The organism is Hominilimicola fabiformis (assembly GCF_020687385.1).
In the GTDB taxonomy this organism is placed as follows: Bacteria; Bacillota; Clostridia; order UBA1381; family UBA1381; genus Hominilimicola; species Hominilimicola fabiformis.
Window position 1 is genome coordinate 235,539 of sequence record NZ_JAJEQM010000001.1, and the last position, 26,550, is coordinate 262,088.

Here is a 26,550-nt window from a genome sequence, read left to right on the forward strand (position 1 = left end):
GCGCCGCAAAAGGGGATATTTTCTATAATCATGGAAACATATTCCGTACAAGTCTTGTACTTCTTTTAAATAACTTTTTAACATCTTTCGTACCATTTTAGTACAAGTTTAAGAGGTGTTAAACATGACAAAAAGAAACAATGCAGGAGTTTATCAAAAATCAAATGGCTTTTGGGAATATCGTTTTACCATAGTTGTGGACGGTCAACAAATATCCAGAAAGAAAAGTACGGACGAATTTGGAAACAAACTCAAAACCAAAAGTGAAGCTATCAGGGCAAGAGAAGCCGCAATTTTCAAGGCTCGGACAGATAGAGAACGTCAAAGGGAAATTAAACGGAAAAAGGTAAAAGAAGTTTTTCAGGAGTATTGCGAAAAAGGCAGAAACGGCAAAGCCTACAATACAATTTTAAAACAAGACAGCCTTTGGAAAAATCATATTAAAGAGCGGTTTGGAGATAGATTTATTGATGAAATCAGTGTTGCGGAAATTGATGATTATTTATCGGAATTATATTATATAGACGGTCTTTCATTCAGTTATGTAGAAAGTTTTTTAAAAATGTTTTACTTGATTTTTGGTCAGGCATATTCAAGAAATTATCTTGATGTTGATACTTACAATAAACTTTGTCTTAATAAGGGTACAAAAATATCAATGCCGAAACTAAAAACAGAAGATGATACGGATATTGTTGCTTTCAGTCGTGAAGAATTGGCACTACTGGACGAATATTTTAAAGGTACAAACGCGGAAACGGCGTATTTACTCGGTAGATATTGCGGCTTGCGTATCAATGAAACTTTTGGTTTAAAATGGAATAATGTAAATATTGAAAACGGCACTATCACAATAGACCGACAAATGCAGTATCAAGAGGGACTTATAAAACTTGTTGCGCCAAAAACGAAAAATGCCAACAGAACGATTTACATGAACGAAAAATTAAAAAGATACTTTATAGAATTATCGGCGAGGCGGCGGCAAGATGAAATCCAGTTTGCCGCTTTACGCGAACAAAACCAACGATTTATTGAAGATGTGGACGGTCAAAAAATATATTCAACGGAATTAGTGAATTGTTTGCCAAATGGCAAAATTCAAACAAATAATTCTTTTAAATATCCGACAAGGGAAATAAAAAGTCGCTTGAATATACAGTTTAAATATCATTATCTGCGTCATACCTATGGCACGCTAATGGCTGAAATGAACACGCCTGCGCACTTATTATGCAATCAAATGGGGCATGGTAATATTAATGTTACACAACGGTATTATCTGGCTGTTTCTAAAACAGGAATTGATATTTTAAAGAGAAATCTAAATCAAATATAATAGCGCGGCGGCGGTGTAATTCCGCCGCTTTTTGATTATTTTTCATAATATTTAAGGGCGAATAATATTCCTAATGCTTTTTGTTGTTTCTCATTATCTAATTCTTTGAATATATCTAATAATTCAATTTCATTAGAGGTCAATCCATCCTTTAAAAATTTTTCAACAGGTGTTCGTATATCGGTATTTCCTATAATATAATCAACAGAAACACCAAAAATATTTGACATCTGAATTAAGGTATCAATACCGGGCTGATGTCTGCCTGTTTCGTATGCGCTTACCATATATTGAGATATGTTTAATTTCATTGCAAGCCCTATTTGGTTTAAATGCTTTTCTTTTCGTAATTCAGCAATTCTATTCATAACTACCCTCCATAATTATTGTTTATACAAATAATTATATTGGGAATGCTTGACTTTGCGATAGGTTTATACTATAATAATATTGGAATTAGCAATATTGCGAGGAGTGAAATTTAAATTATGACAAAAGTATCTCAAATGCAGGGAATATCAGCACATTTAGAATTTTTACCAACGGATAATAAGCGCAGATACCCTTCAAAATGTATTTATGTAGAGGGGAAACGTGGAAGTTACATATGTAAATGTTCCAAAAGCTGTAATTATAAAACAGAATGTAGTACCCAAAAATGTGAACATTATAACGAAAAAAATTAAATTACATAGAAAGGAACCCACCAAAATGAAAAAGAAATTTTTAAGTATTATTTTTATTTTAACGGCATTATTTATTATGCCACTTATCGCAAATGCAGAATCAGAAGAATATGACTATCGAGGAATGCTGTTATATACAATAAATGACAGTAAAACAGCGATTACAATTACAAACAGCGATTTTTATTCAACTGCAATAGCAATACCCGAAAAAATAAATGGTATTCCTGTAACAACTATTGCGCAAGGAGCATTCAGCGGACGCACGAATTTGAAGCAAGTTTCAATACCTGATAGTGTAACATCTATTGATTCAAGTGCGTTTGAGTATTGTAAAAATATTTCAAGGATTGTATTGCCTAAAAATTTACAAACCATAGGATGCTTTGCATTTGAAGGCTGTACTAATTTGGAATATATAAATATACCGAATAATGTAACATTAATAGACGCATACGCTTTTTCATATTGTTCCAATCTATCATATATTACTATTCCTGATAGCGTAATGACTGTTGGTTTTGGAGCATTTGACTATTGTACTAATTTAAAAAATGTAAGCATAGGAAAAGGAGTTAAAAAATTTGGTGTTTCTCCTTTTGATGATACTAATGTTATTCCTGACGGTGTATTCTTTAACTGTAACAATTTATCGTATATAAGCGTTGACGCAGAAAATAAAGTTTATTGCTCCCTTGAAGGTAATTTGTTTAACAAAAATAAGACAGAATTATTACAGTATGCAAGAGGAAGATTAAATACAGAATATTCAATTCCTGCAAGTGTAATAAAAATTCATAGCAGTGCATTCAATAATTCGACAAATTTAAGGAATATTACTATTCCTAATGGCGTAAAAGCTATTGGCAGTTTTTCAGGGTGTGTAAATTTGGAAAGCATTGATATTCCAGACAGCGTTACAAGCGTAAATTCAAATTTGGCACAGTCATTTTATAATTGCAAAAATTTAACAGATATAAAAATAGGTAATGGTATTAAAGAGATTTCTTATCAGATGTTTAAAAGCTGTAGCAACTTGAAAAATATCACAATAGGTAATGGTGTTAAAAAAATAGGATATGAGGCTTTTTCAGGTTGCTCAAATCTTGATAAGGTAACTGTTGCTGATATAAATTCATACTTAAATATAGATTTTGAAACTCAGAATTCAAACGGAATATATGATTACACATCATGCCCTATGTATTATGCGTCTAAATTATATGAAAATAATAAAAGAGTAATATCAATAGATATTTCAAACAAAATAACTGAAATACCTCCTTATGCGTTTAACGGATGCGATAGTATAAAAACAATATACATACCTGATTCCGTAAAAAAATCAATTGCAATGCGTTTGAAAATTGTACAAACTTGTCAGCAGTCAATATTCCGAGTAATACAGAAAGTATTGATACATCTGCTTTTAAGAATTGTCTAAATATAAAAGATATAAATATTCCAGATAGTACTGTACAAATAGGAAATCAAGCATTTTACAACTGTAGTAATTTAGAAAATTTAACAGTTGGCAACAATATTCAGGATTTTGGAACAGATGTATTCACAGGCTGTCAAAACTTGGCGCTAATAAACTATAATTCTTCAAAAATACCTGACAGTTTATTTAGTAATTGCGGAAATTTACAAACTTTAATATTAGGAAATAAAGTTGAAAATATTTTAGAAAATGCTTTTTCTGATTGCTATAAACTTAACAAGGTATTTATTTCCAAAAGCATAGTAGAAATAGAAAACGGAGCATTTAAAAATTGTTCGTCAATAGCAACAACTGAATATGAAGGAAGTGAAACAGATTTAGAAGAAGTTTATATCGGAACAGACAATGAAAATTTAATAAACGCTATTAATTATAATTCGCCATTATTTGCGCCTGAAGATATAACGATTACAAACCCGACAATAACAAAGAAAGAAACAGAAAACCAATGGAATTTTACAATAGATGTTGAACAACCATATATAGGCTGTAATGTTTATGTAGCCATATATGATAATAGTGGTATTTTACTGAATGCAAATAAAGTGCCATTAGAATTATATAATAATACAGTGATTTCAGTAGACAAAAACAGCAATGCACAATATGCAAAGATATTTGTATGGATAAACGATATGCAACCGATTACTAATTCGGAAGAAATATCGCTTATCAATTAACTAAATCAATATATAAAATTTAGGAGGTAATTTTAAATGAAAAAGAGATTTTTAAGCATAGTATTAATTTTATCAATTATTTTATCATTTAATACTATAATTTCATTCGCAGGTACATTAGAGGAAGATGATGTTATAAATGAAAATAATATTGAATTATATTTGAGGGGTGATGATACAGGAGAAAAAGTTAGCCGTCTTATAGTAAGAGTAAAAAACAAAACAGGAAAAGAAATAATAGTAGGTAATATGGTATGTGAAAATCATTCTTGGTATGCTTCGGACGGTTCAAAACAATATACTGTAGCCGCTAATGAAGAAAAAAATCTTGTTTTTTATAGCTCTGATGAGGGATTTTTATCAACAAGAAAATATAGTGTTTTAAATGGTGCAACAGCCGGCATAAATATACAATATGTTGAGCCAGTAGAAGGACATCCAGTAACGCTTATACATAGATGTTTATTTGACTATCATGGCATAAAAAGTTTTTATGATAGCAATAACAATGTAAAAGAAAAAGACATCAAAGTAAAACTTGACGGTAACATATTATCTTTTGATGTGCCGCCGCAAATTATAAATGACAGAACAATGGTTCCTCTGCGTGCTATATTTGAAGCTCTCGGCGCAAGTGTAGAGTGGAATCAAGAAACAAAAACCGTTACATCAACAAAAGGTGATACAACCATTAAACTTACTATTGATAGTAATACAATGTATGTAAATGATAACGCTGTTACACTTGATTCTCCTGCTTGTGTTGTAAACGATAGAACGCTTGTACCTGTCAGAGCAATTTCAGAAGCGTATAAAACAAAAGTAGATTGGAATGGAGATACAAGGACTGTTACCATTTCTTCCGATAATATAGTGTCGACACCTGTTTCTGATATAGTTACATCTGAAAATGCTTTTAATAAAGTAAAAAATTATATACTAACAAATGGTACACAAAATGTAAAAACTGAGGACGAAGAATATTATGTTTTTATAGATAACGGCGATCTTTTGCTAAAACAGAATTTAATAATAAAATTAAGCTATAATGTAGATACTAATACAATAAATATGTATTTAGGACAGTCCTCTAATGATACTTATGATGAGGGCATAGCTACTATAAACATTGATATAAAGGAAAATACCGAACCGACACTCAAATTTTATGCTGGTGAAATGGTTAAAAATAGTTTAAGTGAATTTGAAATTTATGGATATTTTGATAAGAATACTAATAAGTTTGTAGAAACTGAAACGAAGAATTTAGGTAAGACTGCAAAATTAGGTAATACAGAACATAATCTTTTTAATTCTTACTTAAAATTATTCGGCATGGGATATTTACTTTCCAACACTGGAGCTACTTTAAATGATTTAGGTATTTATATAGACTTATCTGATACAAATGTAAATACGAATACGAATACGACATCTCAATCTACAAGTACAAGCAACAAAACATGGAATGGAATAAAAGGATATGAATATTTAAAAAATAAAATAATTGCCAATGGTACTTATATAGCAGAACGTGATACTTATGCGGTTTTAGAGCAAATAAGCAACAATTCTGATATATTTATAGCTTATATGCCTACACAATCAAACAAAATTAGTATGATGTATACTGTTGATTTTGGAACTTATACAACACATGCAAGTTTAATGCTTGATGAAGATGGACAGCCAACAGGCATAATTACGTTATCGACAAAAACAGGGGAACAATCATTAATAGGCAAGTTTTCTAACACCGACCATAAGTTTTATAAAACAGGAGGAAACGTACCGTCAAATTCAGAACAAAATGCAATTTCTCTTTTAAATTCAGGACTATCCTATATTGATGAGTATTTAAAAATTAATAACTTTGATGTAAAACTTAGTGATTTTGGTGTTGCATATTAATAAATTTCACGAGGCGGCAATATGCCGCCTTTTGTGTTCCAGAAGAAAAAGATATTTGTGGCGGCATAATATCTGCATAGGGGGGCGGCGATAATTCGGGAAAACGAAAACAAATGCGCCTTACAGCTGCCTTGCGCGGTTTATTCCCTCACTAAATCAATAAAAATTTTCGGCAAACTTTTTGGACAAAGTTTTTCAATGATTTTTTAAGGCTCGCGCCACAATCACGCCACAATTTGAGGTTAAAAAAGCAAAGAAAAAGAGCCTGTTCGTGATTGAACAAGCTCTTGTAAAATATCCAATTTTATTAGGTTTTACGCGGCTTTAGAGATTAACCGAAGTATCTCTTTAACATACCTTCAAAGCCTTTTCCATGTCTTGCCTCGTCTTTTGCCATTTCGTGAACTGTGTCGTGAATAGCGTCGTAGCCAAGTTCTTTTGCTCTCTTTGCAAGTTCAAGTTTACCTGCTGTTGCACCACATTCAGCTTCTGCTCTAAGTTCAAGATTTTTCTTTGTTGACGGAGTTACAACTTCGCCAAGAAGTTCGGCAAATTTTGCAGCGTGTTCAGCCTCTTCCAAAGCGGCTCTCATATAAAATTCGCCGATTTCAGGGTAACCCTCGCGGATTGCCTGTCTGCTCATTGCGATATACATACCAACTTCTGTACATTCACCTTCAAAATTAGCCTTTAGACCTTCGTAAACATCAGCTTCAACCTGATCTTTTGCACCTACTCCGATAACGTGTTCACATACAAAGTTTAGTGCAGTACCCTCTTCCATAACAGTGAACTTTGAACCCGGAACACCGCACTGTGGACATTTTTCAGGTGGTTCGTTACCCTCGTGAACATAACCGCATACCGGACATACATACTTTTTCATAATAAATTTCCTCCTTAGAATTAATTATTTTTTTACTACTACAATTTTCGCAGATACCGTAAAATATAAGCGAATAGTCTTCTATATCTGCATTTAATTTTTCCGCCGCTTGATTTTTTATCTCGTCCATACCGTCTAAATCAACATCGTATATTTTGTCACACTTATTACATACGAAATGAAAATGTCGGTGGACAAAACCGTCGAAATGTTCTTTGTTTGCGGAAGTGCTGATTTTTAAAATATCTCCGTTTTCCGCAAGCTGAGCAAGGTTTCTGTATACAGTTCCAAGACTGATGTTTGGAAATTCCTTACGCAGATTTTCGTACAGCCAATCAGCCGACGGGTGGGAGCGTGTACTTCTAAGCAGCGTTAGAAGTGCCTCACGCTGTTTTGAATACTTCATACATTTCACTCCTTCAAAATCAATAATGATAATCATTACTGATTTATGAGTTTATTATAACAGACGTTTTTCGGTTTGTCAATAGTTTTTTGAAATAAATTTAGATTAATTTTGTGTAAATTTGATTTTGGGTGTTGCCACCACTCCTCAGGGAGAGAAAAAAGGCTCCCATTGAGGGGAACTGTCGGCACAGCTGACCGAGGGGTGGTTTCGCACATTGCAAAATACTTTTTTATTCTAAAATTTACGATATTTTTTGATTAGTCTTGATTTTATCGGCGGTTTATAATATAATATAGAAGTAAAATTATGTTTACAGGAAAGGAACTGATAAATATGAAGAAAATGGAACAACTTTACGAAGGAAAAGCAAAGAAGGTTTTTAAAACTGATGACGAAAATCTTTACATCGTTGATTACAAAGATGACGCAACTGCATTTAACGGTCTTAAAAAAGGTCAAATTGCAGGTAAGGGTGTTGTGAACAACAAAATGTCAAACTTCCTTATGCAAATTATGGAAAAGAACGGTATCCCTACTCACTTTGTTGAAGAAATTTCAGACAGAGAAACTGTTGTTAAGAGAGTAGAAATCGTACCTTTGGAAGTAATCATCAGAAATATTGCGGCAGGTAGTTTTTCAAAGCGTTTCGGCGTTGAAGAAGGCAAGAAATTAAACTGCACAACTTTGGAATACTGTCTAAAGAACGACGACCTTGGCGATCCTATGATTAACGATTATCAGATTATCGCTATCGGTGCCGCTACTAAAGAGGATCTTGATACTATTGCTGACCTTACTTTTAAAGTAAATGATGTTCTAAAAGCATATTTTGAAAGTATTAATATAGAACTTGTTGATTTCAAGATTGAGTTCGGTAAAACTCCTGACGGTCAGATTATTCTTGCGGATGAAATCTCACCTGACACTTGCCGTCTATGGGACGCTACAACTCACGAAAAACTTGACAAAGACCGTTTCAGACGTGATATGGGCAATGTTGAAGAGGCATATGCAGAGGTATTTAAACGTCTTGGACTATAATTAAGTGTAGACCGAATTAAATTGCTCGGCTCACCGCTTTTTGCCTAGGACAGTGCATATGTACGGCACCGTCGACTGCAAAGTGGCAATCAAAGCGATTTTCTTCGGTCTTATAAAAAATTTAGAGGAGTAAATGAAATGGCAACAAATACTTACGAAAGTCCGTTAAACTCACGTTACGCGTCAAAGGAAATGCAGTACATTTTTTCTCCGGACAAGAAATTCTCAACTTGGAGAAAACTTTGGATTGCACTTGCAGAAAGTGAAAAAGAACTTGGACTTGATATAACAGACAAACAGATTGCTCAAATGAAAGAGCATATTTACGATATTAATTATGATGTTGCAAAGGCTCGTGAAAAGGAAGTTCGTCACGATGTAATGTCGCACGTTTACGCATACGGCGTACAGTGCCCGGACGCAAAGCCTATTATTCACTTGGGTGCAACAAGTTGTTATGTCGGTGACAACACTGATATTATCATAATGACAGAGGCTATGCAGCTTGTTAAGAAAAAGCTTGTATGTCTTATCGGAGAGCTTGCAAAGTTTGCAAAGGAATATAAGGATTTGCCGACATTGGCATTTACTCATTTTCAGCCGGCACAGCCTACAACAGTAGGTAAGCGTGCGTCATTGTGGCTTGAAGATTTGCTTATGGACCTTGAGGACGTTGATTATCAGCTTTCAAAGGCAAAGCTTTTGGGCTGTAAGGGTACAACGGGTACACAGGCAAGTTTCCTTGAACTTTTTGAGGGTGACCATGAAAAATGTAAAATGCTTGACAAGAAGATTGCCGAAAAAATGGGCTATGAAGAATCATTCCCTGTAAGCGGTCAGACATATCCGAGAAAACTTGACTCTCAAATGCTTAACACATTGAGCCTTATCGCACAGAGTGCGTACAAGTTCTCAAACGACATCAGACTTCTTCAACACTTAAAGCAGATTGAAGAACCGTTTGAAAAGTCGCAAATCGGTTCATCGGCAATGGCTTATAAGAGAAACCCTATGAGAAGTGAAAGAATTGGCTCTCTTGCAAGATATGTAATAGTAGACGCACTTAATCCGGCAATCACTGCATCAACACAATGGTTTGAAAGAACTCTTGATGACAGTGCAAATAAGCGAATTTCAGTTCCTGAGGCTTTTCTTGCAGTAGATGCTATTCTAAGCTTGTACATCAACGTTGTTGACGGACTTGTGGTATATGATAAAGTAATCAATCAGCAGTTTATGCGTGAAATTCCGTTTATGGCTACTGAAAATATTATGATGGACGCCGTTAAAAAAGGCGGTGACAGACAGGATTTACACGAAAAAATCAGAGTATATTCTATGGAGGCGGGAAAGACTGTTAAAATGGAGGGTAAGGAAAACAACCTTGCCGAACTTATCGCCGGTGATCCTGCATTCGGTTTGACTTTGGAAGAAATTAATGCCGTTATGAAACCTGAAAATTTTGTCGGACGTGCTCCGCAGCAGGTTGAAGATTTCTTAAAGGATTACGTTGAGCCTGTTCTTGAAAAGAACAAGGATTTACTTGGTATTGAAGTTGAAATTAACGTCTGATCTATTTAAAATATAAATTTAGAGGTATTTATATGAAGAAAATTATATCTTGCCTTGTTGCGGTTTGTATGGCTGCGATGTCGTTTGTGACCGTACACTGCGAGGATAATATTAAAGTGATACTTGACGGCAAAACGCTTGAATTTGACGTTCAGCCACAAATTATAGACGAACGCACACTTGTGCCTATGCGTGTGATATTCGAGGCATTGGGCGCGGATGTTGAGTGGGAAGAGGAAACTCAGACTATCAACGCAAGACGTTCGGATACTGATGTGTTTTATATCAGTATGCGTGTGGGTGACAAGATAATTCATAAGGAGACGGTTAAGGAGAACTTGCCGACATCAAACGATATTGAACTTGATGTACCGCCGATGATTATAGACGAACGTACGCTTGTTCCTGTTCGTGCGGTTTCGGAGTGCTTTGGCTGTAAGGTAGAGTGGGACGGCGAAAGTCAAACTGTTATTATTGAAAGCAATTCTGACAATAATACAGATACTGACGTGCCGACACCGTCACCGACAGAAACACCTGTCAATTCAGTTAATACAATCGAATATAACGCCGATAATGAGCAGTATGCAAGTTATATGAAAGAATTTAAAATTCTTGACGCGGTAAAAAATTCGGACGGCAACTATGATATAACATACACACTTCAAACATATCTTGAAGGTCGTGGTTTGGTTGTTGTTGAATTTAGGTGCCTTGATGAAAACGGCAGTGAAGTTGACAGATTCGGCGGAGCATTCCAAGGCACAGATTATACATGGAGCGCTCAAGAGGCGAAAACAACAATTTCCGGTAAAACAACACGCATTGAGCTTGTAATTGAAAAATAAGTTATGAAATTAAAAATCAGGCAAACGCTTGGTTAGCATAGGAGGACAAATACATGGTAAAAGCAATAGTTGGTGCAAACTGGGGCGATGAAGGTAAGGGCAAGATTACAGATATGCTTGCTGCTGACAGTGACATCGTAATCAGATTTCAGGGCGGTGCAAACGCAGGTCACACTATTATAAACGAATACGGAAAATTTGCATTGCATCTTCTTCCGTCAGGTTCATTCAATCAGAATGTAACAAATATGATCGGAAACGGTGTTGCACTTGATATTCCTGAACTTATAAAGGAAATTGACGAGGTCGTAAAACGTGGTGTTCCGAAGCCGAACATTGTTGTGTCAGAAAGAACACAGGTTCTTATGCCTTATCACAAGTTGTTTGACCAGTACGAAGAAGAAAGACTTTCAGACCGTCAGTTCGGTTCTACAAAGTCAGGTATAGCACCGTTCTTCTCAGATAAATTTTCAAAAATCGGTTTTCAGGTTTGGGAACTTTTTGAGCCTGAAAGACTAAAGGAAAAGATTAAGAACGTAATCGAAGTAAAAAATCTTATGCTTGAACATATCTATCATAAACCGCTATTGGACGCAGACGAGCTTTTCAATACACTTATGGAATATGCCGATATGATTAAGCCGTATGTGATTGATTCGGTTGCATTTATGCACAACGCAATCAAAGAGGGTAAGAAAATTCTTTTGGAAGGTCAGCTTGGCTCACTGAAAGACCCTGATTTCGGTATTTATCCGATGACAACTTCTTCATCTACTCTTGCCGGTTACGGTGCGGTTGGTGCAGGTATTCCTCCGTATGAAATTACAGACATAATTACAGTTGTAAAAGCATATTCATCAGCAGTTGGTGCAGGTGCATTTGTTTCGGAAATATTCGGCGAAGAGGCAGATGAACTTAGAAGACGCGGCGGTGACGGCGGTGAATTCGGTGCTACAACAGGCAGACCGAGACGTATGGGTTGGTTCGACTGTGTTGCGTCACGTTACGGCTGTCGTGTACAGGGTACAACTCAAGTTGCATTTACTGTACTTGACGTACTTGGTTATCTTGATGAAATTCCTGTATGTGTGGGATATGAAGTTGACGGTGAAGTTATCAGAGATTTCCCTACAACAAACAAGCTTGAAAGAGCAAAGCCTGTTTTGAAAGTTCTTCCTGGTTGGAAAACTGACATCAGAGGAATCAAGAAATATGAAGACTTACCGGAAAATTGCCGTAAGTACATCGAATTTGTTGAAAAAGAACTTGAAGTGCCTATTAAGATTGTTTCTAACGGTCCTTCAAGAGAAGATATTATATTGAAATAATTAAAATGAACCCAAGGGGGAATTTGTTATGGACGCATCTAAAATCAAATTGATTATATGGGACCTTGACGAAACCTTTTGGAACGGTACTATTTCAGAACAAAAGGTCGCACCTGTTAAGCAGGCTTGCGACCTTGTTTTGTTATCCTCAAAAAAGGGAATTGTCAATTCGATTTGTTCCAAAAATGATGAAAAGCCGTGTATCGATAAGCTGAAAGAATGGGGGTTGGATAAGTATTTTGTGTTCAATTCGATTAACTGGGAGCCGAAAGGTCAGAGGATTAAAGATACTGTCGAAAGTATGAATTTAAGACCTTGCAATGTACTTTTTATTGACGATAATAAGCTGAATTTGGAGGAGGCAAAGTTTTTCTGCCCCGATATTCTGACAATGCTGCCCGATAAAATCGGTGAACTTTATGCGGCGGTTTCAATGCTTGATAAGAATGACGAAAAATTATCACGTCTTGAAAGTTACAAGGTGCTTGAAAAGAAAAATAAGATTAAAAAGAGTATCGGTTCAAATGAAGAATTTTTGCGACAGAGCAATATCCACGTTGATTTTCATTCGGATTGTGCGGAACACATTGACAGATTGCATGAGCTTATATTCCGTGCAAATCAGCTTAATTTTACGAAAGTGCGTTCAACGAAAGACGAACTTAAAGCGTTGTTAGAAGATAAAAATGCGAAATGTGAATATATAACGGCGTATGACAAGTACGGTGAATACGGAATTGTCGGCTTTTATGCCGTAAAGGATAATACGCTTGTGCATTTTCTGTTTTCGTGCCGTACGCTCGGTATGGGGATTGAGCAATATACATATGAAAAAATCGGTTGTCCGAAACTTGATATTGTAGGTGACGTGTCGGTCAAAATCGGTAAAAACGAGCCGACTGTAACGTGGATAAATCAAGATAACGTAAAGACGGATAATGAATTTGAGGACATAAAAAATACCGGTTTTAAGGTGCTTATAAAAGGGCCTTGCGACTTAAATCAAATATTTTCGTTCATAAAAAATGAGGATATATTCGATTGTGAGTTCACGTATGTGAGCCGCGAAAAACAGTCGCTCGGTGTTGCGATTGAGGGTATGAACCATACTTCGCAAATTGTAAATGCCTATTCGATTACAGACGAAGAAACAGCCGAAATTTGTAAACTTCCGATATGCGACAGTCAAATGTATTCGGACAGCATTTATAAAAATAAGTACGGAATGATTTTTATAAGTATTTTGACTGACGCTAATCTCGGCGTGTATCGAAATAAAAACAACGGTGCTGTTTTTGCGTTTGGTGAGTATATTTATCCGCTTACCGACAAGGCTATGTGGAAAAAGTATATTAATAAAGAAGTTTATACCGCAAATTGTGATTTTAAAGAAAAGGATTTGCAGAAGATTGCGGAAGAATATGAATTTTTGGGCAGACTTACACCAAAGCAGACGGCGGAAAATCTGCGGTTTATCTATGAGCATATCAAAACCGATACGGAACTTGTTATTTTGCTTGGCTGCGAACGTGAGTACAAGGATAATAAGCTGGAGGCTTGGGTGAACAGGCACAATGACCACAAGGAATATAATTCGGCGGTACGGAAAGAATTTGACGGCTGCAAAAATGTGACGTTGTTTGACGTGAATGAATATATAACGTCGGACGATGATTTTAACGACAGTGTAAACCATTATAAAAAACGTGTGTATTACTTGATGGCACAAAAATTTACCGAAATGATAAATGCTCATGCAAACGCAGATGTAGCAAAGCAAACGTCAAAAGCAAAACTTGCGTATTTAACATTAAAACAAAAAATTAAAAAGATTGTTAAACCAAACGGTTAAATTTTATATTGACAAAACAGTTGCATTAGAATAAAATTAAACTATTGATTAAAATAATTTGGGAGATTATAAATGAGTATACGAAAGGTAACTATATGCTTGGCGGTGATTCTTTTCATATCTGCCACCGTACTTGCATTTACATCTAATAAACGTGCAGAAAAAAAGGCTGAAAAAGAATATACGCCTACCGTACAGACGGTCACAATGACGGCTGTCGGCGACTGTACGTTGGCAACTGACATAAACGCAGACCCAAACGGCAGCTTTAAATCGGTTGCCGAGTCTTTAAACGGCGATTATTCATATTTCTTTAAAAATGTTTCACCGATATTTTCGGAGGACGATTTAACTATCGTAAATTTTGAGGGTACTTTGTCAAATCAAGGAACAAGACAGGATAAGCAGTTTGCTTTCAGGGGTAAGCCTGAATATGTGCAGATACTTACATCGTCAAGCGTTGAGGCGGCAAACCTTGCAAATAACCACAGTGCCGATTACGGTGACGTAAGTCTTTCGGACACGATAAAATATTTGAATGAGGCCGGTATCTCCAATTTTATAGGTACGAATACCGCGATAAGAGATGTAAACGGAATATCGGTCGGACTTGTCGGAATTGACGCACTTGACGAAACAGAGGCGGCAAAACTTGAAAATGTTATCGGTTCGGTTAAAAGTCTTGGTGCACAGCTTGTTATAGTAAGTATTCACTGGGGCGAAGAAAAGGCTACCGCTCCGAACGATACACAAACAGAGCTTGCACACAAGGCGATTGACGCAGGTGCAGACCTTGTTTTGGGAACACACCCTCACGTTTTGCAGGGTATTGAAAAATACAACGGTAAATATATAGCGTACAGCTTAGGTAACTTCTGCTTCGGCGGTAACAATAATCCGGCGGACAAGGACACAGTTATATACAGACAGACATTTACGTTTGTTGACGGGGTTATGCAGGAGGACGATAATATGACGCTTATTCCCGCAACAATTTCGGGTCATGATGAGTATAACGACTATCAGCCGGCAATAGCTGAGGGTGACAGAAAGACTCAAATAGAGAATAAGTTGATTGAATATTCGACACCGCTCGGACTTTCTACGCTTAATTTCAGATAATTTGTTTTTACTATTGACAAATGGCAGTAAAGTTTAGTATAATATAACACAGATTAGATGAGATTAGAACAGACAGAGCATATTTTAATATGATTTTTATGCCTCTTGGACTTATCTGTCTGAGAGGTTTTTCTGTTTTTTCTTGCAAAAAAGAAAGGAAGATGTAAAATGAAAAATTTAAAGAAGATTATTGCAATGGGACTAACAGCCGCACTATGTGCCGTTTCTTTGGCAGGTTGCGGAGGCACACAAAACGGTGGAACTGACGGAGCAACAGACACAAATGCTAAAGATACATACAAAATCGGTGTACTTCAATACGCAGACCACCCGTCGCTTGATAACTGCCGTGAGGGCTTTAAGCAGGGACTTGATTCAGAGGGTATCAAGTATGATATTACAGAATCATCTGCAAAAGGCGACGACTCAACAAATACACAAATCGCACAGCAATTTGTTTCACAAGGTATGGACCTTGTATGCGGTATCGCAACACCGTCTGCACAGGCTTGCTACAATGCGGCTTATGAAGCAAAAATTCCTGTAATCTTTAACGCAGTTTCAGACCCTGTTGCCGCAAAGCTTGCAGAAAGCGATACACAGGCAATGGACGGAATTACAGGTGTAAGCGATATGTTGCCTGTTGACGAACAGTTAAAGCTTATCCGTGAAATGTTGCCTGACGCAAAGAAAATCGGTATACTTTACACAACAAGTGAAGCAAATTCTGTTTCTACAATAGAAACATACAAGCAAAAAGTAGGCGAATACGGTTTTGAACTTGTTGAAAAGGGTATTACAAATGCCGCTGAAATTCCGCAGGCAGTAGACCTTTTGGTAAGTGAAGTTGACTGTATCTCAAATATGACAGACAACACAGTTGTTGAAAACTTGCCTATACTTCTTGAAAAGGCAACTGCTAAAAACATTCCTGTATTCGGCAGTGAAGAAGAACAAGTAGGAAACGGCTGTATAGCGTCAGCCGGTATCGACTACATTGAACTTGGTAAAAAAGCAGGCGTTATGGCTGCAAGAGTGCTAAAGGGTGAGGACGTTAAGAATATCCCTTACGAAACTCTTACAGAAAGTAAAATTACTATCAACACTGACGCCGCAGAAAAAATCGGAGTAACAATACCGCAGTCAATCACAGACAGAGCTGAGGTCAAAAACGCTCCGTCTGAATCATGATTGAAGGACTGATAGTCGGAATACTTGAGCAGGGACTGATATATGGAATAATGGCTATGGGTGTGTATATTACCTATACCATTCTTGATTTCCCCGATTTGTCTGTAGACGGTACGTTCCCTCTCGGAATAGCTATATGCTTTGTGATGATTAATAACGGTCTTAATCCGTGGCTTGCATTGCTTGCGGCATTTGCCGCAGGGTGCATAGCCGGTATGTTTACGGGAATTTTCAACGTAAAACTCAGAATACGCAATCTTCTTTGCGGTATTCTTACTATGACGGCTCTTTATTCGATAAATTACGGAATAGTCGGAAAAGCGTCGGATTTCCTAAGTATGGATACAACGACTATTTTCTCACAGACAGCTTTTCTTTTCGGAAACGGTCACTTTGCATTGTACTCTAAATTTGTTGTTATTCTTGTGATTACGCTTATCGCAAAGTTTGCACTTGATTGGTATATGCGTACCAAGTCGGGATTTCTTTTAAGAAGTGTCGGAGATAATGAGGGGCTTGTAATCACGCTTGCACAAAATCCGGGAACGATTAAAATTATCGGTCTTGCGATTGCAAACGGACTTGTTTCGCTTGCAGGTGCGGTGTACTGCCAATACGGCAAAGCGTTTAACGTTGCGTCTGGTACGGGTACTGTTGTTATGGGTCTTGCCGCCGTTATTATCGGCTCGACTATATTTAAGAAAATTAAATTCCTTAGAATTACAACAGGCGTGCTTTTCGGTATGATTATTTATAAGGCTTGTATTTCAATCGCACTTGCCGCAGGCTTGCGTTCACAGGATACAAACCTTATGATTACGATTTTGTTTATCGCAACACTTTGCGTAGACGAATTTTTGCTTAAAAAAAAGAAAGTTGGGGTGAAGAAAAATGCTTGAACTTTCTCACATTTATAAAACTTTTAATCAAGGAACTATTGATGAAAAGGTACTTTTTTCGGACTTTAACATAACCGTAAACGACGGTGATTTTGTCGGCGTTATCGGTTCAAACGGTTCGGGAAAAACGACTATGTTAAATGTCATTTCGGGCGATATGCCGATTGACAGCGGAAGTGTTTTGCTTGACGGTAAGGAGCTTAATAAGCTGAAAAACTTTAAACGTGCACAGAGAATAGGCAGAGTTTTTCAAAATCCCGCAATGGGAACCTGTCCGTCAATGACTATATGGGAAAACATGTCTATCGCAGATAATAAGGGTAAGAATTTCGGACTTTCGTTTGGACTTAACCGTCAGAGAAAAGACTTTTACCGTTCACAGCTTGAACTTTTGGGTATGGGACTTGAAAACAGACTTTCAACTCTTGCAGGCTCACTTTCGGGCGGTCAAAGACAGGCACTTGCACTTATTATGGCGACTATGATCAGACCTGATTTGTTGCTTTTGGACGAACATACAGCCGCGCTTGACCCTAAATCTTCTGATACGGTTATGATGCTTACGGATAAGATTGTTCATGAAAAGAACATAACAACCATTATGGTAACGCATAATCTTCGTCACGCGGTTGAGCATGGCACAAGAACTGTTATGATGCATAACGGCGAGGCTATTATGGATGTTTCGGGTGCGGAAAAAGATAATAAGACAATAAATGACTATTTGACAGTGTTTAATGAAATAAGTATTGAATGCGGAAATTAGCATAAAAGCTGAATTTGGATATATTCAAATTCAGCTTTTTTAGTATAAAAAATCAGCAAATTTTTCATTCTCCTCTTGAATTTTTATTCATTAAAGTTTATAATGAAAAAAGAGGCTCAAGAGAGATATTAGAGCCATTTGGAGTAAGGGAGAAAAAACTATGTTAAAAAAATTAACCGCATTTTTGACGGCAGCTGTAATGGTTACATCAGTTGCGTCAATACCGGTGTTGACGTCATATGCCGACACAAATTCAACTACTGAAAAACGAGTAATGGAAAAACTTGATCGAGGCACTGTTGCCGTTAAAACAAATGACGGTGTGTATTTGTCGTGGCGACTTTTGGGTACGGAAAGTCTTACAAATCAAGCATTTGATATATACCGTGACAGTGAAAAAATATACACAACAGGCGAACACGATGCAACTTGCTATACCGATTCAAAAGGCACGGCGGATAACAAGTATACAGTTGTGCCGAAAGGTGAGGCAATAGACAAAACAGAGGCGGTTGATGTTTGGACAACAAACACAACATATAAAGGTCGTTCTGTGGCATATAAAGACATTGCGTTTAAAGTTCCTGACGGAGGAAAGACGCCGAAAGATGAAGAATATACATATACCGCAAACGATATGAGTGTGGGCGACCTTGACGGTGACGGAGAATATGAATACATCGTAAAATGGGACCCGTCTAATTCAAAGGATAATTCCGTTAAGGGTTATACGGGCAATGTGTACTTGGACGCATATGAGCTTGACGGCACTCTTCTTTGGAGAATAGATTTGGGAGTTAATATCCGCGCTGGTGCGCACTATACTCAATATATGGTCTATGATTTTGACGGTGACGGTAAGTCGGAAGTCATATTAAAAACAGCACCGGGCTCAAAAGACGGTGAGGGTAATTATGTCTCAAAAGCAGGAAAAAATATAACCAAGGGTGACGATAAAAAAGATTACAGAAATTCATCCGGTTTGCTTATGGGCAAGGATGGCGGACCGGAGTATTTAACTGTATTTAACGGTGAAACAGGCGCGGCAATGCAGACTGTTGATTTTGACCCGCCGAGAAGTATTTTGACATCTTCCGAATGGGGCGACAGCTATGCAAACAGAAGTGAAAGATACCTTGCCGCGGTGGCATATCTTGACGGTGTACATCCAAGCGTTGTTATGACGAGGGGATATTATACATATGTGTATGCGGCGGCATATACTTGGGACGGCACAGACCTTAAAGAACAATGGCTTTCAACTAATACACCGACAGAAGAAAATGGCGGTACAGGTTGTACCGTAAAATATGCAGACGGTACAAGTAAAAATAATACAAACAAAACGCTTTATGCACAAGGTGCACACAGTGTATCGGTAGCTGACGTGGATAATGACGGATATGACGAGATTATTTTCGGCAGTGCGGTTCTTGACCATGACGGAACTGTTTTGACGTATGACGGCCGAGGACACGGTGACGCAGAACACGTTTCGGACTTTGATAACGACGGAAAACAAGAAATATTTATGGCACACGAGGCAGGTAAGCACAATGATAAAATAATTCCATATGCGGTAGATATAAAGAGATATAATGGTGATATTATGCTACAAGCCGCACAGGGAGATATAGGCAGAGGTATTATGGATAATGTCGATGATGAATATGCACTGTCAAGCGGTAATCTTTCGTTGTTCTGGTCGGTAGCGGCTGACGGTATATATAATCAAGCCGGTGAAAAAGTAGGAAATATACCTAATACCAATGGAAGCAATATGGAGAATTTTGCAGTTTATTGGGACGGTGATTTGGGGCGAGAATTGCTTGACGGAAATAAACTTGTAAAATACAGTATAAAAAGCGGTACGGAAAGAATTTATTATGACAGTAAAAATTCAACATTGCCGGGTTCAATAAATAACAGTACAAAGTCAAATGCGTGTCTTACAGCCGACCTTTTCGGTGATTGGCGTGAAGAAATCGTGCTTAGATACGGTGACGGTGTGAGAATTTATTTTTCGACTATTCCGACTGATTACAGACTTACAACGCTTATGCACGACAGTCAATATCGTTGCGCAATAGCATGGCAGAATGTCGGATACAACCAGCCGCCTCATACAAGCTATTATATAGGTTCGGTGGCTTTGGCGAAAGATTCGGGTGGCAACACATTAAACTACCTTGCACCGAATACGTCATTTACTGAGGTGACTTATCCTGACACATCGTCAATTACACCGCGTCCGACAATTAAGACAACGCCTGAACCTGTTTCGGTTTCTGTCACTCCGGACGCAGACACGTATCTTGTTGACGGTACAACAGCACACGGATCTGATGAAGAATTAAAAATTAATCAGGCGACAGATTATTACTCGTCAACATCTCCGGGATTAAAGGATATTAAAGGTTTGGGGTTGATACGTTTTGACCTTTCCAAATATGCCGGTAAAAAATTAACTTCGGCAACATTGAAATTGTACGATAAATTTACTAATACAGATAAGAGAAATTCGGTTTTGCACCTCGATTATTGTTCAAAAAATGATTGGGATGAGGCGACCGTTACTATAAATGATATAAAGACAAGAGGCGAGGATACGCCGTTGTCGTCATTGGGTTTGCAAGTGTCACCTGCATACAATGTCGATTATAAGGAAATATCGTTCGATGTGACGGATGTGATAAAAGAGAAGTGTACAGATAATTTGATTACGTTTACATTGTGGACAGGTACAGGACGTGAACAGGTTATCGCGTCAAAGGAATACAGCGGTACAGACGCACAAGGACCGACACTTGTTTTGGAATTTGAGGGAGAAGAGCCGACACCAACGCCAACGGTAGTGCCAACGGCAACACCAACATTAAAGCCAACGGCAACACCAACATTAAAGCCGACAGCAATTCCGACAGCAATCCCAACGGTGATCCCAACAGCGACACCAAATTTGGCAAACAACAAAATCACAGCTATGATAAATAGCAACAACAAACTTGATGTCACACTTGATTTTGAAAATGTGGATATGAATGATGTTAATGTGTATGTTGCCTTTAAGAATAACGGTAAGCTTGTGGGAATGAAAATGCCACAGGCAAGCGAGTTAAAGGGAATAGATTTGATTGATAAAGAGTATACTGATATAGAGGTTTATGCTTGGGATAATAAGCAGAAACCGTATGCGAATATAGTACGTATCATTAATAATGTACAATAAACAAAAAACTGATGTGGAAACACATCAGTTTTTTTTGTTATCTTATAAAATTAGTTTTTCATAATATTTCATCTCTTATTAACCGATTATACCGCAAACGTCCTCTGCAATTTGCTCAGGAGTAAGACGGTTTGCTTTGACGATTTCTTCAGGGTTATATCTGTCAAGAAATTCTTTCTTTAAACCGTAATTCAATACCTTGATGTCAGAATTGCCGTAAAATCTTGCAATCTTTTCGCCGAAACCGCCGTCTAAAACACCGTCCTCGACTGTTATAACAATGTCATGGTTTTCTTTAAGCTGTTCCAAAAGCTTATCGTCAGTACCTGTAATGTAAATCGGGTTTATAAGTGTAGGTTTTACACCTGTTTTGTTTTCGATAATTTCAGCCGTTTTTGCACCTACCGAATAGAATGAGCCAAGTGCAACGATTGCAATTTTACTGCCGTTTTGAGTAACTTCATATTCATTTAGCTTGCTGAAGTCCTTTGTAACCTTTTTGCCGTCTGATACAACACTGATAGGTACACGGATTGCAACAGGGTGGTCGTTTTGCTCAATACTCCAATCAAGCATTGCAAGGTATTCTTCCTTTGTTGTCGGTGCAAGATAGACAAGATTAGGAATGTTAGACATCATCGGAATATCATATATGCCAAGGTGAGTAACGTCATTCATACCGTAAACAGATGCCCAATATACAAGGATTGTTGCAGCACTGTTGTTGATACATAAATCCTGTGAAAGCTGGTCGTAGGTACGTTGAATAAATGTGCTGTAAACACCGTAAATAGGTTTGCCACCGTTCTTTGCGATACCCGAGGCAAGTGCAACGGCTGTTTCTTCGGCGATACCGACGTCAACAAATTGTGAGCCAGCCTCTTTTCTCTTGTCCTCTGTGAAACCGAAAACAGTAGGTGTGGCAGATGTAATTCCGACAATAGTCTTGTCCTCTTTCATCTTCTTCAAAAGAATGTCGGCGGTCATTGATGAATAGTCTTCTCCGTCTTGCGGCATATCAGATTTACCTGTTTCAAGGTCAAAAGGACCGCAGTAATGCCAAGCCTCTTTATTCTTTTCAGCTATTTCATATCCTTTACCTTTTTGCGTACAAATGTGAACAACAACCGGATAAGTGCTGTCTTTAACTTGCTTGAATGCGGTGATAAGCGAATCAATGTCGTTTCCGTCTTTTACGAACACATAGTCAAGTCCCATTGACTTGAAAAGATTACATTCGGCTTTTCCGTCTGTATCGCGAAGCTTTTTTAGGTTTTTATATAAACCGCCGTGATTTTCAGCGATTGACATATCGTTATCGTTTACAACGATTATAAGATTGCTGTTAAGTTCGCTTGCAAAGTCAAGACCTTCAAGAGCCTCGCCGCCCGAAAGTGAACCGTCGCCGATTACGGCAATGATATTTTCCTTATCGCCCTTTAAGTCACGACCTTTTGCAAGACCGCAGGCAAGTGAAACGGAAGTTGAAGTGTGACCGATTGTAAAGAAATCGTGGTCGCTTTCGTCGGGATTGCTGTAACCCGATACATCATCATACTTGTCCTCGTACAAAAACGCATCTTTTCTGCCTGTAAGCATTTTATGCGGATAGCTTTGGTGAGAAACATCATACACGATTTTGTCTGTCGGTGAGTTAAAGACATAGTGAAGTGCGATTGCCGCCTCTACCATACCGAGATTAGGACCGAAGTGTCCGCCGTGCTTGCTTAGCTTTTGCAAAAGTGCTTGACGCATTTCGTCTGCAAGAATGTGAAGCTGTTCACTGTTTAAATTCTTTACGTCTGTCGGTTGATTGATTTTTTCAATATACATTTAAAATTCCTCCATAAGTTTATTTAATGTTATTTACCTATTTTGTTTTGGATACAATGACTTTAGCAACGTCAATCCCAAGATAATTCGCCTGTTTTCACGGCTGTTTCGTAACGGTCGATTTTGTAGTCCAGTCGCTTTAATGTGACATTCATTTGTTCCATTTGGTCGAGTAGATTTTTTCTTTGCTCAACCAAAAGCTGAAGTCTTGCCGGAATGGTTTCGTCACCCTCTTGACAAAGCTTGACATATTCGATTATAGATTCGACAGGCAGACCGGCACTTCGCATACAAATAACGTGCTCAACCCAACCTAAGTCGCTTTCCTGATAATCACGAATACCGCTTGATGTTCGTGTAACAGGCGGTATCATTCCGATACGTTCATAATATCGCAAAGTGTCCTGCGAAATATCGTATTTTTCGCTTACTTCTTTTATAGTCATTAAAATCACCTCGCATATATTTTTTATTTACAAGTATATTATAATACTTGGAGTTTACTCTAAGTCAATAGTTTTTTGAAAATTTTTTGAAATAAATTAAGTGGAGGAGAGAATTTCGTATAAAAAAACAGGCAAAACCTTTCGGTTTTGCCTGTCTTATTATCATATTCGATAATGAATTAGTTTTCTTCGTTAATCTTAGCTTGAGCAGCTGCAAGTCTTGCGATTGGCACACGGAATGGTGAGCATGAAACATAGTCAAGACCAATCTTGTGGCAGAACTCAACTGATGATGGGTCGCCGCCGTGTTCACCGCAGATACCGATGTGAAGTTTTGGATTAACCGGCTTACCAAGCTTAATAGCTGTTTCCATAAGCTTACCAACACCCTTTTGGTCAATCTTAGCGAACGGATCGTTTTCAAAGATTTTAGCGTCATAGTAAGCGTCAAGGAACTTACCTGCGTCGTCACGAGAGAAACCGAATGTAAGTTGAGTAAGGTCGTTTGTACCGAAACAGAAGAAGTCAGCTTCGTTAGCGATTTCGTCAGCTGTTAGAGCCGCACGAGGGATTTCGATCATTGTACCAACTTCGTACTTAAGTTCGATACCTGCTGCAGCGATTTCAGCGTCAGCTGTTTCTACAACGACTTTCTTAACGTACTTCAATTCCTTGATGTCGCCGATAAGCGGAATCATAATTTCAGGAACGATTGTCCAATCAGCGTGAGCCTTTTGAACGTTGATAGCTGCACGAATAACAGCCTTTGTCTGCATTTTTGCAATTTCAGGATATGTTACTGCAAGACGGCAACCTCTGTGACCCATCATAGGGTTAGCTTCGTGTAAACCGTTGATAATATCCTTAATAGCCTCAACGCTCTTGCCTTGAGCCTTTGCAAGCAATTCAATATCTTCTTCTTCTGTAGGAACGAACTCGTGTAGAGGTGGGTCCAAGAATCTGATTGTTACAGGGTTACCTTCAAGAGCCTCGTAAAGTTGCTCGAAGTCACCTTGTTGCATAGGAAGAATCTTATTAAGAGCTGCTTCTCTTTCTTCAACTGTATCGGCACAAATCATTTCTCTGAATGCGTCAATTCTGTTGCCTTCAAAGAACATATGCTCTGTACGGCAAAGACCGATACCTTCTGCACCAAGCTCCTTAGCTTTCTTAGCGTCAGCAGGAGTATCTGCGTTTGTACGAACTTTTAGTGTTCTGTACTTATCAGCCCATGACATAATTCTGCCGAATTCACCTGCGATTGATGCGTCAACTGTTGGGATAATACCGTCATAGATATTACCTGTTGAACCGTCAAGTGAAATTGTATCACCTTCGTGATATTCTTTACCGTTAAGTGTAAACTTCTTGTTTTCTTCGTCCATTGCGATGTCGCCGCAACCTGATACACAGCATGTACCCATACCACGGGCAACAACGGCTGCGTGAGATGTCATACCGCCGCGAACTGTAAGGATACCTTGAGCGGCTTTCATACCTTCGATATCTTCAGGAGAAGTTTCAAGTCTTACAAGAACAACCTTTTCGCCTCTTGCAGCCCATTCCTTAGCGTCGTCAGCTGAGAATACAATCTTACCTGCTGCGGCACCCGGAGATGCACCAAGAGCCTTACCCATTGGTGTAGCAGCCTTTAGAGCGGCAACGTCGAATTGAGGGTGAAGTAGTGTATCAAGGTTTCTTGGGTCGATCATTGCAACAGCTTCTTTTTCTGTTCTCATACCTTCGTCAACAAGGTCACAAGCAATCTTCAAAGCAGCTTGAGCAGTTCTCTTACCGTTTCTTGTTTGTAGCATATAAAGCTTTTTATTTTCAACAGTGAATTCCATATCCTGCATATCTCTGTAATGGTCTTCAAGAAGTTTGCAAACCTCCTTGAACTGAGCAAATGCCTCAGGGAACTCTTCTTCCATCTTTGCGATTGGCATTGGTGTACGAACGCCGGCAACAACGTCTTCACCTTGAGCGTTTATAAGGAATTCGCCCATAAGCTTCTTTTCGCCTGTAGCAGGGTCACGAGTAAATGCAACACCTGTACCGCAGTCATCACCCATGTTACCGAATGCCATTGACTGTACGTTTACGGCTGTACCCCATGAATAAGGAATGTCGTTATCACGACGGTATACGTTAGCTCTTGGGTTATCCCATGAACGGAATACGGCTTTAACGGCACCCATAAGCTGTTCTTTAGGATCTGATGGGAAGTCTTCGCCAATCTTTTCCTTATATTCAGCCTTAAATTGTGATGCAAGTTCCTTTAGGTCGTCAGCTGTAAGCTCAACGTCAAAAGTAACTCCCTTTTCTTCTTTCATCTTGTCGATAAGTTCTTCAAAATACTTCTTACCGACTTCCATAACTACGTCTGAATACATCTGAATAAATCTTCTGTAACAGTCCCAAGCCCATCTTGCGTTACCTGACTTCTTAGCGATAACTTCAACAACGTCTTCGTTAAGACCAAGGTTCAAGATTGTATCCATCATACCCGGCATTGATGCTCTTGCACCACTACGAACAGAAACAAGAAGTGGGTTTTCCTTATCGCCGAACTTCTTACCTGTGATTTCTTCCATCTTGCCGATGTACTCGTTGATTTCAGCCATAATATCAGGATTGATTGTACGACCGTCTTCGTAATATTGAGTACAAGCCTCAGTTGTAATTGTGAAACCCTGCGGTACCGGAAGACCGATATTTGTCATTTCAGCAAGGTTAGCACCTTTACCGCCAAGCAACTCTCTCATAGTTGCATTACCTTCTGTAAAAAGGTAACAATACTTTTTTGCCATTGGATTCTCCTCCTAAAGTTATAAAAATAGTAGCGACGGCGTCTGCCGCCATATGTCTGTATATTAATTATACCATAAATAAACGAAATGTCTATATTATTTATTCAAATTTTTTATAATTTGTGAAAAATATATCATTGTTTAGATATTTTTTTTATAAATCGACAAAAAAACACCGATGTGTCGGTGTTTTTTAGA

Annotated in this window: 20 protein-coding genes; 14 read left to right on the plus strand and 6 right to left on the minus strand. The window is 38.0% G+C overall.

Features of this window, described 5'->3' with window-relative positions; translation table 11 throughout:
- The first annotated feature begins 124 nt into the window (after positions 1 to 124).
- Complete coding sequence (locus tag LKE05_RS01175; protein WP_308455673.1) at positions 125 to 1,339, plus strand: tyrosine-type recombinase/integrase; 1,215 nt, start codon at positions 125 to 127, stop codon at positions 1,337 to 1,339.
- Between the two features lie 35 nt (positions 1,340 to 1,374).
- Here the strand turns inward: LKE05_RS01175 and LKE05_RS01180 are convergent, their stop codons facing one another.
- The gene (locus LKE05_RS01180) at positions 1,375 to 1,707 is read right to left on the minus strand and encodes a helix-turn-helix domain-containing protein (RefSeq protein ID WP_147513956.1); all 333 of its coding nucleotides are present in this window, start codon (positions 1,705 to 1,707) and stop codon (positions 1,375 to 1,377) included.
- A gap of 226 nt (positions 1,708 to 1,933) precedes the next feature.
- Between LKE05_RS01180 and LKE05_RS01185 the strand changes: the two genes are divergently transcribed.
- The 3 genes from LKE05_RS01185 to LKE05_RS01195 are packed head-to-tail and all read left to right on the plus strand — an operon-like array spanning position 1,934 to position 6,120.
- Positions 1,934 to 3,469: a leucine-rich repeat domain-containing protein gene (locus LKE05_RS01185; protein WP_308455674.1), complete on the plus strand. Its 1,536-nt coding sequence runs from the start codon at positions 1,934 to 1,936 to the stop codon at positions 3,467 to 3,469.
- Positions 3,403 to 4,209, plus strand: a complete 807-nt coding sequence (locus tag LKE05_RS01190; protein WP_308455675.1) for a leucine-rich repeat domain-containing protein — start codon at positions 3,403 to 3,405, stop codon at positions 4,207 to 4,209. Before LKE05_RS01185 ends, LKE05_RS01190 begins: the two co-directional genes overlap by 67 nt.
- Before the next feature lie 36 nt (positions 4,210 to 4,245).
- Positions 4,246 to 6,120, plus strand: coding sequence for a copper amine oxidase N-terminal domain-containing protein (locus LKE05_RS01195; protein WP_308455676.1), 1,875 nt, complete (start codon positions 4,246 to 4,248; stop codon positions 6,118 to 6,120).
- Between the two features lie 331 nt (positions 6,121 to 6,451).
- Here the strand turns inward: LKE05_RS01195 and LKE05_RS01200 are convergent, their stop codons facing one another.
- Positions 6,452 to 7,006 (minus strand): NADH peroxidase, encoded by a 555-nt coding sequence (locus LKE05_RS01200; protein ID WP_117966122.1) that lies wholly within the window; start codon positions 7,004 to 7,006, stop codon positions 6,452 to 6,454.
- Complete coding sequence (locus LKE05_RS01205) at positions 6,960 to 7,412, minus strand: Fur family transcriptional regulator (protein ID WP_308455677.1); 453 nt, start codon at positions 7,410 to 7,412, stop codon at positions 6,960 to 6,962. Before LKE05_RS01205 ends, LKE05_RS01200 begins: the two co-directional genes overlap by 47 nt.
- A 336-nt stretch (positions 7,413 to 7,748) precedes the next feature.
- On the opposite strand from LKE05_RS01205, the gene purC reads away from it, so the two are divergent.
- From purC to LKE05_RS01255, 10 genes are all read left to right on the plus strand, one after another.
- Complete coding sequence (gene purC / locus LKE05_RS01210) at positions 7,749 to 8,456, plus strand: phosphoribosylaminoimidazolesuccinocarboxamide synthase (RefSeq protein ID WP_022229713.1); 708 nt, start codon at positions 7,749 to 7,751, stop codon at positions 8,454 to 8,456.
- A gap of 138 nt (positions 8,457 to 8,594) precedes the next feature.
- Positions 8,595 to 10,028 carry an adenylosuccinate lyase gene (gene purB, locus LKE05_RS01215; RefSeq protein ID WP_022229714.1) on the plus strand — a complete coding sequence of 478 codons (1,434 nt, stop codon included), beginning with the start codon at positions 8,595 to 8,597 and terminating at the stop codon, positions 10,026 to 10,028.
- A 32-nt stretch (positions 10,029 to 10,060) separates the two neighbouring features.
- On the plus strand, positions 10,061 to 10,876 hold the full coding sequence (locus LKE05_RS01220) for a copper amine oxidase N-terminal domain-containing protein (protein ID WP_308455678.1): 816 nt from the start codon (positions 10,061 to 10,063) through the stop codon (positions 10,874 to 10,876).
- A 53-nt stretch (positions 10,877 to 10,929) separates the two neighbouring features.
- Positions 10,930 to 12,204 carry an adenylosuccinate synthase gene (locus tag LKE05_RS01225; protein ID WP_022229716.1) on the plus strand — a complete coding sequence of 425 codons (1,275 nt, stop codon included), beginning with the start codon at positions 10,930 to 10,932 and terminating at the stop codon, positions 12,202 to 12,204.
- A 28-nt stretch (positions 12,205 to 12,232) separates the two neighbouring features.
- On the plus strand, positions 12,233 to 14,056 hold the full coding sequence (locus LKE05_RS01230) for a hypothetical protein (protein ID WP_308455679.1): 1,824 nt from the start codon (positions 12,233 to 12,235) through the stop codon (positions 14,054 to 14,056).
- A gap of 72 nt (positions 14,057 to 14,128) precedes the next feature.
- Positions 14,129 to 15,178: a CapA family protein gene (locus LKE05_RS01235; protein WP_118446578.1), complete on the plus strand. Its 1,050-nt coding sequence runs from the start codon at positions 14,129 to 14,131 to the stop codon at positions 15,176 to 15,178.
- 168 nt (positions 15,179 to 15,346) lie between these two features.
- A complete protein-coding gene (locus tag LKE05_RS01240) occupies positions 15,347 to 16,369 on the plus strand; it encodes an ABC transporter substrate-binding protein (RefSeq protein WP_308455680.1) in 1,023 nt (340 codons plus the stop codon).
- On the plus strand, positions 16,366 to 17,268 hold the full coding sequence (locus LKE05_RS01245) for an ABC transporter permease (RefSeq protein ID WP_022229720.1): 903 nt from the start codon (positions 16,366 to 16,368) through the stop codon (positions 17,266 to 17,268). The genes LKE05_RS01240 and LKE05_RS01245 overlap by 4 nt, the downstream gene beginning before the upstream one ends.
- On the plus strand, positions 17,261 to 18,034 hold the full coding sequence (locus tag LKE05_RS01250; protein WP_308455681.1) for an ABC transporter ATP-binding protein: 774 nt from the start codon (positions 17,261 to 17,263) through the stop codon (positions 18,032 to 18,034). Before LKE05_RS01245 ends, LKE05_RS01250 begins: the two co-directional genes overlap by 8 nt.
- 160 nt (positions 18,035 to 18,194) lie before the next feature.
- Entirely contained in the window at positions 18,195 to 21,263 is a 3,069-nt protein-coding gene (locus LKE05_RS01255) for a rhamnogalacturonan lyase family protein (protein WP_308455682.1), read from the plus strand.
- A gap of 78 nt (positions 21,264 to 21,341) precedes the next feature.
- Here the strand turns inward: LKE05_RS01255 and LKE05_RS01260 are convergent, their stop codons facing one another.
- From LKE05_RS01260 to ppdK, 3 genes are all read right to left on the minus strand, one after another.
- The gene (locus tag LKE05_RS01260) at positions 21,342 to 23,096 is read right to left on the minus strand and encodes a 1-deoxy-D-xylulose-5-phosphate synthase (RefSeq protein ID WP_308455683.1); all 1,755 of its coding nucleotides are present in this window, start codon (positions 23,094 to 23,096) and stop codon (positions 21,342 to 21,344) included.
- Positions 23,097 to 23,167: 71 nt separating this feature from the next.
- Positions 23,168 to 23,542, minus strand: coding sequence for a MerR family transcriptional regulator (locus tag LKE05_RS01265; RefSeq protein ID WP_022229724.1), 375 nt, complete (start codon positions 23,540 to 23,542; stop codon positions 23,168 to 23,170).
- 179 nt (positions 23,543 to 23,721) lie between these two features.
- Positions 23,722 to 26,352: a pyruvate, phosphate dikinase gene (ppdK, locus tag LKE05_RS01270; protein ID WP_308455684.1), complete on the minus strand. Its 2,631-nt coding sequence runs from the start codon at positions 26,350 to 26,352 to the stop codon at positions 23,722 to 23,724.
- Between the last annotated feature and the right edge of the window lie 198 nt (positions 26,353 to 26,550).

Bases quoted from the DNA above. Each gene is read 5' to 3' on its own strand.
- LKE05_RS01180 (WP_147513956.1), bottom strand. From the start codon at position 1,707: ATGAATAGAATTGCTGAATTACGAAAAGAAAAGCATTTAAACCAAATA.
- LKE05_RS01265 (WP_022229724.1), bottom strand. From the start codon at position 23,542: ATGACTATAAAAGAAGTAAGCGAAAAATACGATATTTCGCAGGACACT.
- purB (WP_022229714.1), top strand. From the start codon at position 8,595: ATGGCAACAAATACTTACGAAAGTCCGTTAAACTCACGTTACGCGTCA.
- LKE05_RS01250 (WP_308455681.1), top strand. From the start codon at position 17,261: ATGCTTGAACTTTCTCACATTTATAAAACTTTTAATCAAGGAACTATT.
- LKE05_RS01175 (WP_308455673.1), top strand. From the start codon at position 125: ATGACAAAAAGAAACAATGCAGGAGTTTATCAAAAATCAAATGGCTTT.
- LKE05_RS01195 (WP_308455676.1), top strand. From the start codon at position 4,246: ATGAAAAAGAGATTTTTAAGCATAGTATTAATTTTATCAATTATTTTA.
- LKE05_RS01230 (WP_308455679.1), top strand. From the start codon at position 12,233: ATGGACGCATCTAAAATCAAATTGATTATATGGGACCTTGACGAAACC.
- LKE05_RS01240 (WP_308455680.1), top strand. From the start codon at position 15,347: ATGAAAAATTTAAAGAAGATTATTGCAATGGGACTAACAGCCGCACTA.
- LKE05_RS01245 (WP_022229720.1), top strand. From the start codon at position 16,366: ATGATTGAAGGACTGATAGTCGGAATACTTGAGCAGGGACTGATATAT.
- LKE05_RS01200 (WP_117966122.1), bottom strand. From the start codon at position 7,006: ATGAAAAAGTATGTATGTCCGGTATGCGGTTATGTTCACGAGGGTAAC.
- LKE05_RS01235 (WP_118446578.1), top strand. From the start codon at position 14,129: ATGAGTATACGAAAGGTAACTATATGCTTGGCGGTGATTCTTTTCATA.
- LKE05_RS01260 (WP_308455683.1), bottom strand. From the start codon at position 23,096: ATGTATATTGAAAAAATCAATCAACCGACAGACGTAAAGAATTTAAAC.
- LKE05_RS01255 (WP_308455682.1), top strand. From the start codon at position 18,195: ATGTTAAAAAAATTAACCGCATTTTTGACGGCAGCTGTAATGGTTACA.
- LKE05_RS01205 (WP_308455677.1), bottom strand. From the start codon at position 7,412: ATGAAGTATTCAAAACAGCGTGAGGCACTTCTAACGCTGCTTAGAAGT.
- purC (WP_022229713.1), top strand. From the start codon at position 7,749: ATGAAGAAAATGGAACAACTTTACGAAGGAAAAGCAAAGAAGGTTTTT.
- LKE05_RS01225 (WP_022229716.1), top strand. From the start codon at position 10,930: ATGGTAAAAGCAATAGTTGGTGCAAACTGGGGCGATGAAGGTAAGGGC.
- ppdK (WP_308455684.1), bottom strand. From the start codon at position 26,352: ATGGCAAAAAAGTATTGTTACCTTTTTACAGAAGGTAATGCAACTATG.
- LKE05_RS01220 (WP_308455678.1), top strand. From the start codon at position 10,061: ATGAAGAAAATTATATCTTGCCTTGTTGCGGTTTGTATGGCTGCGATG.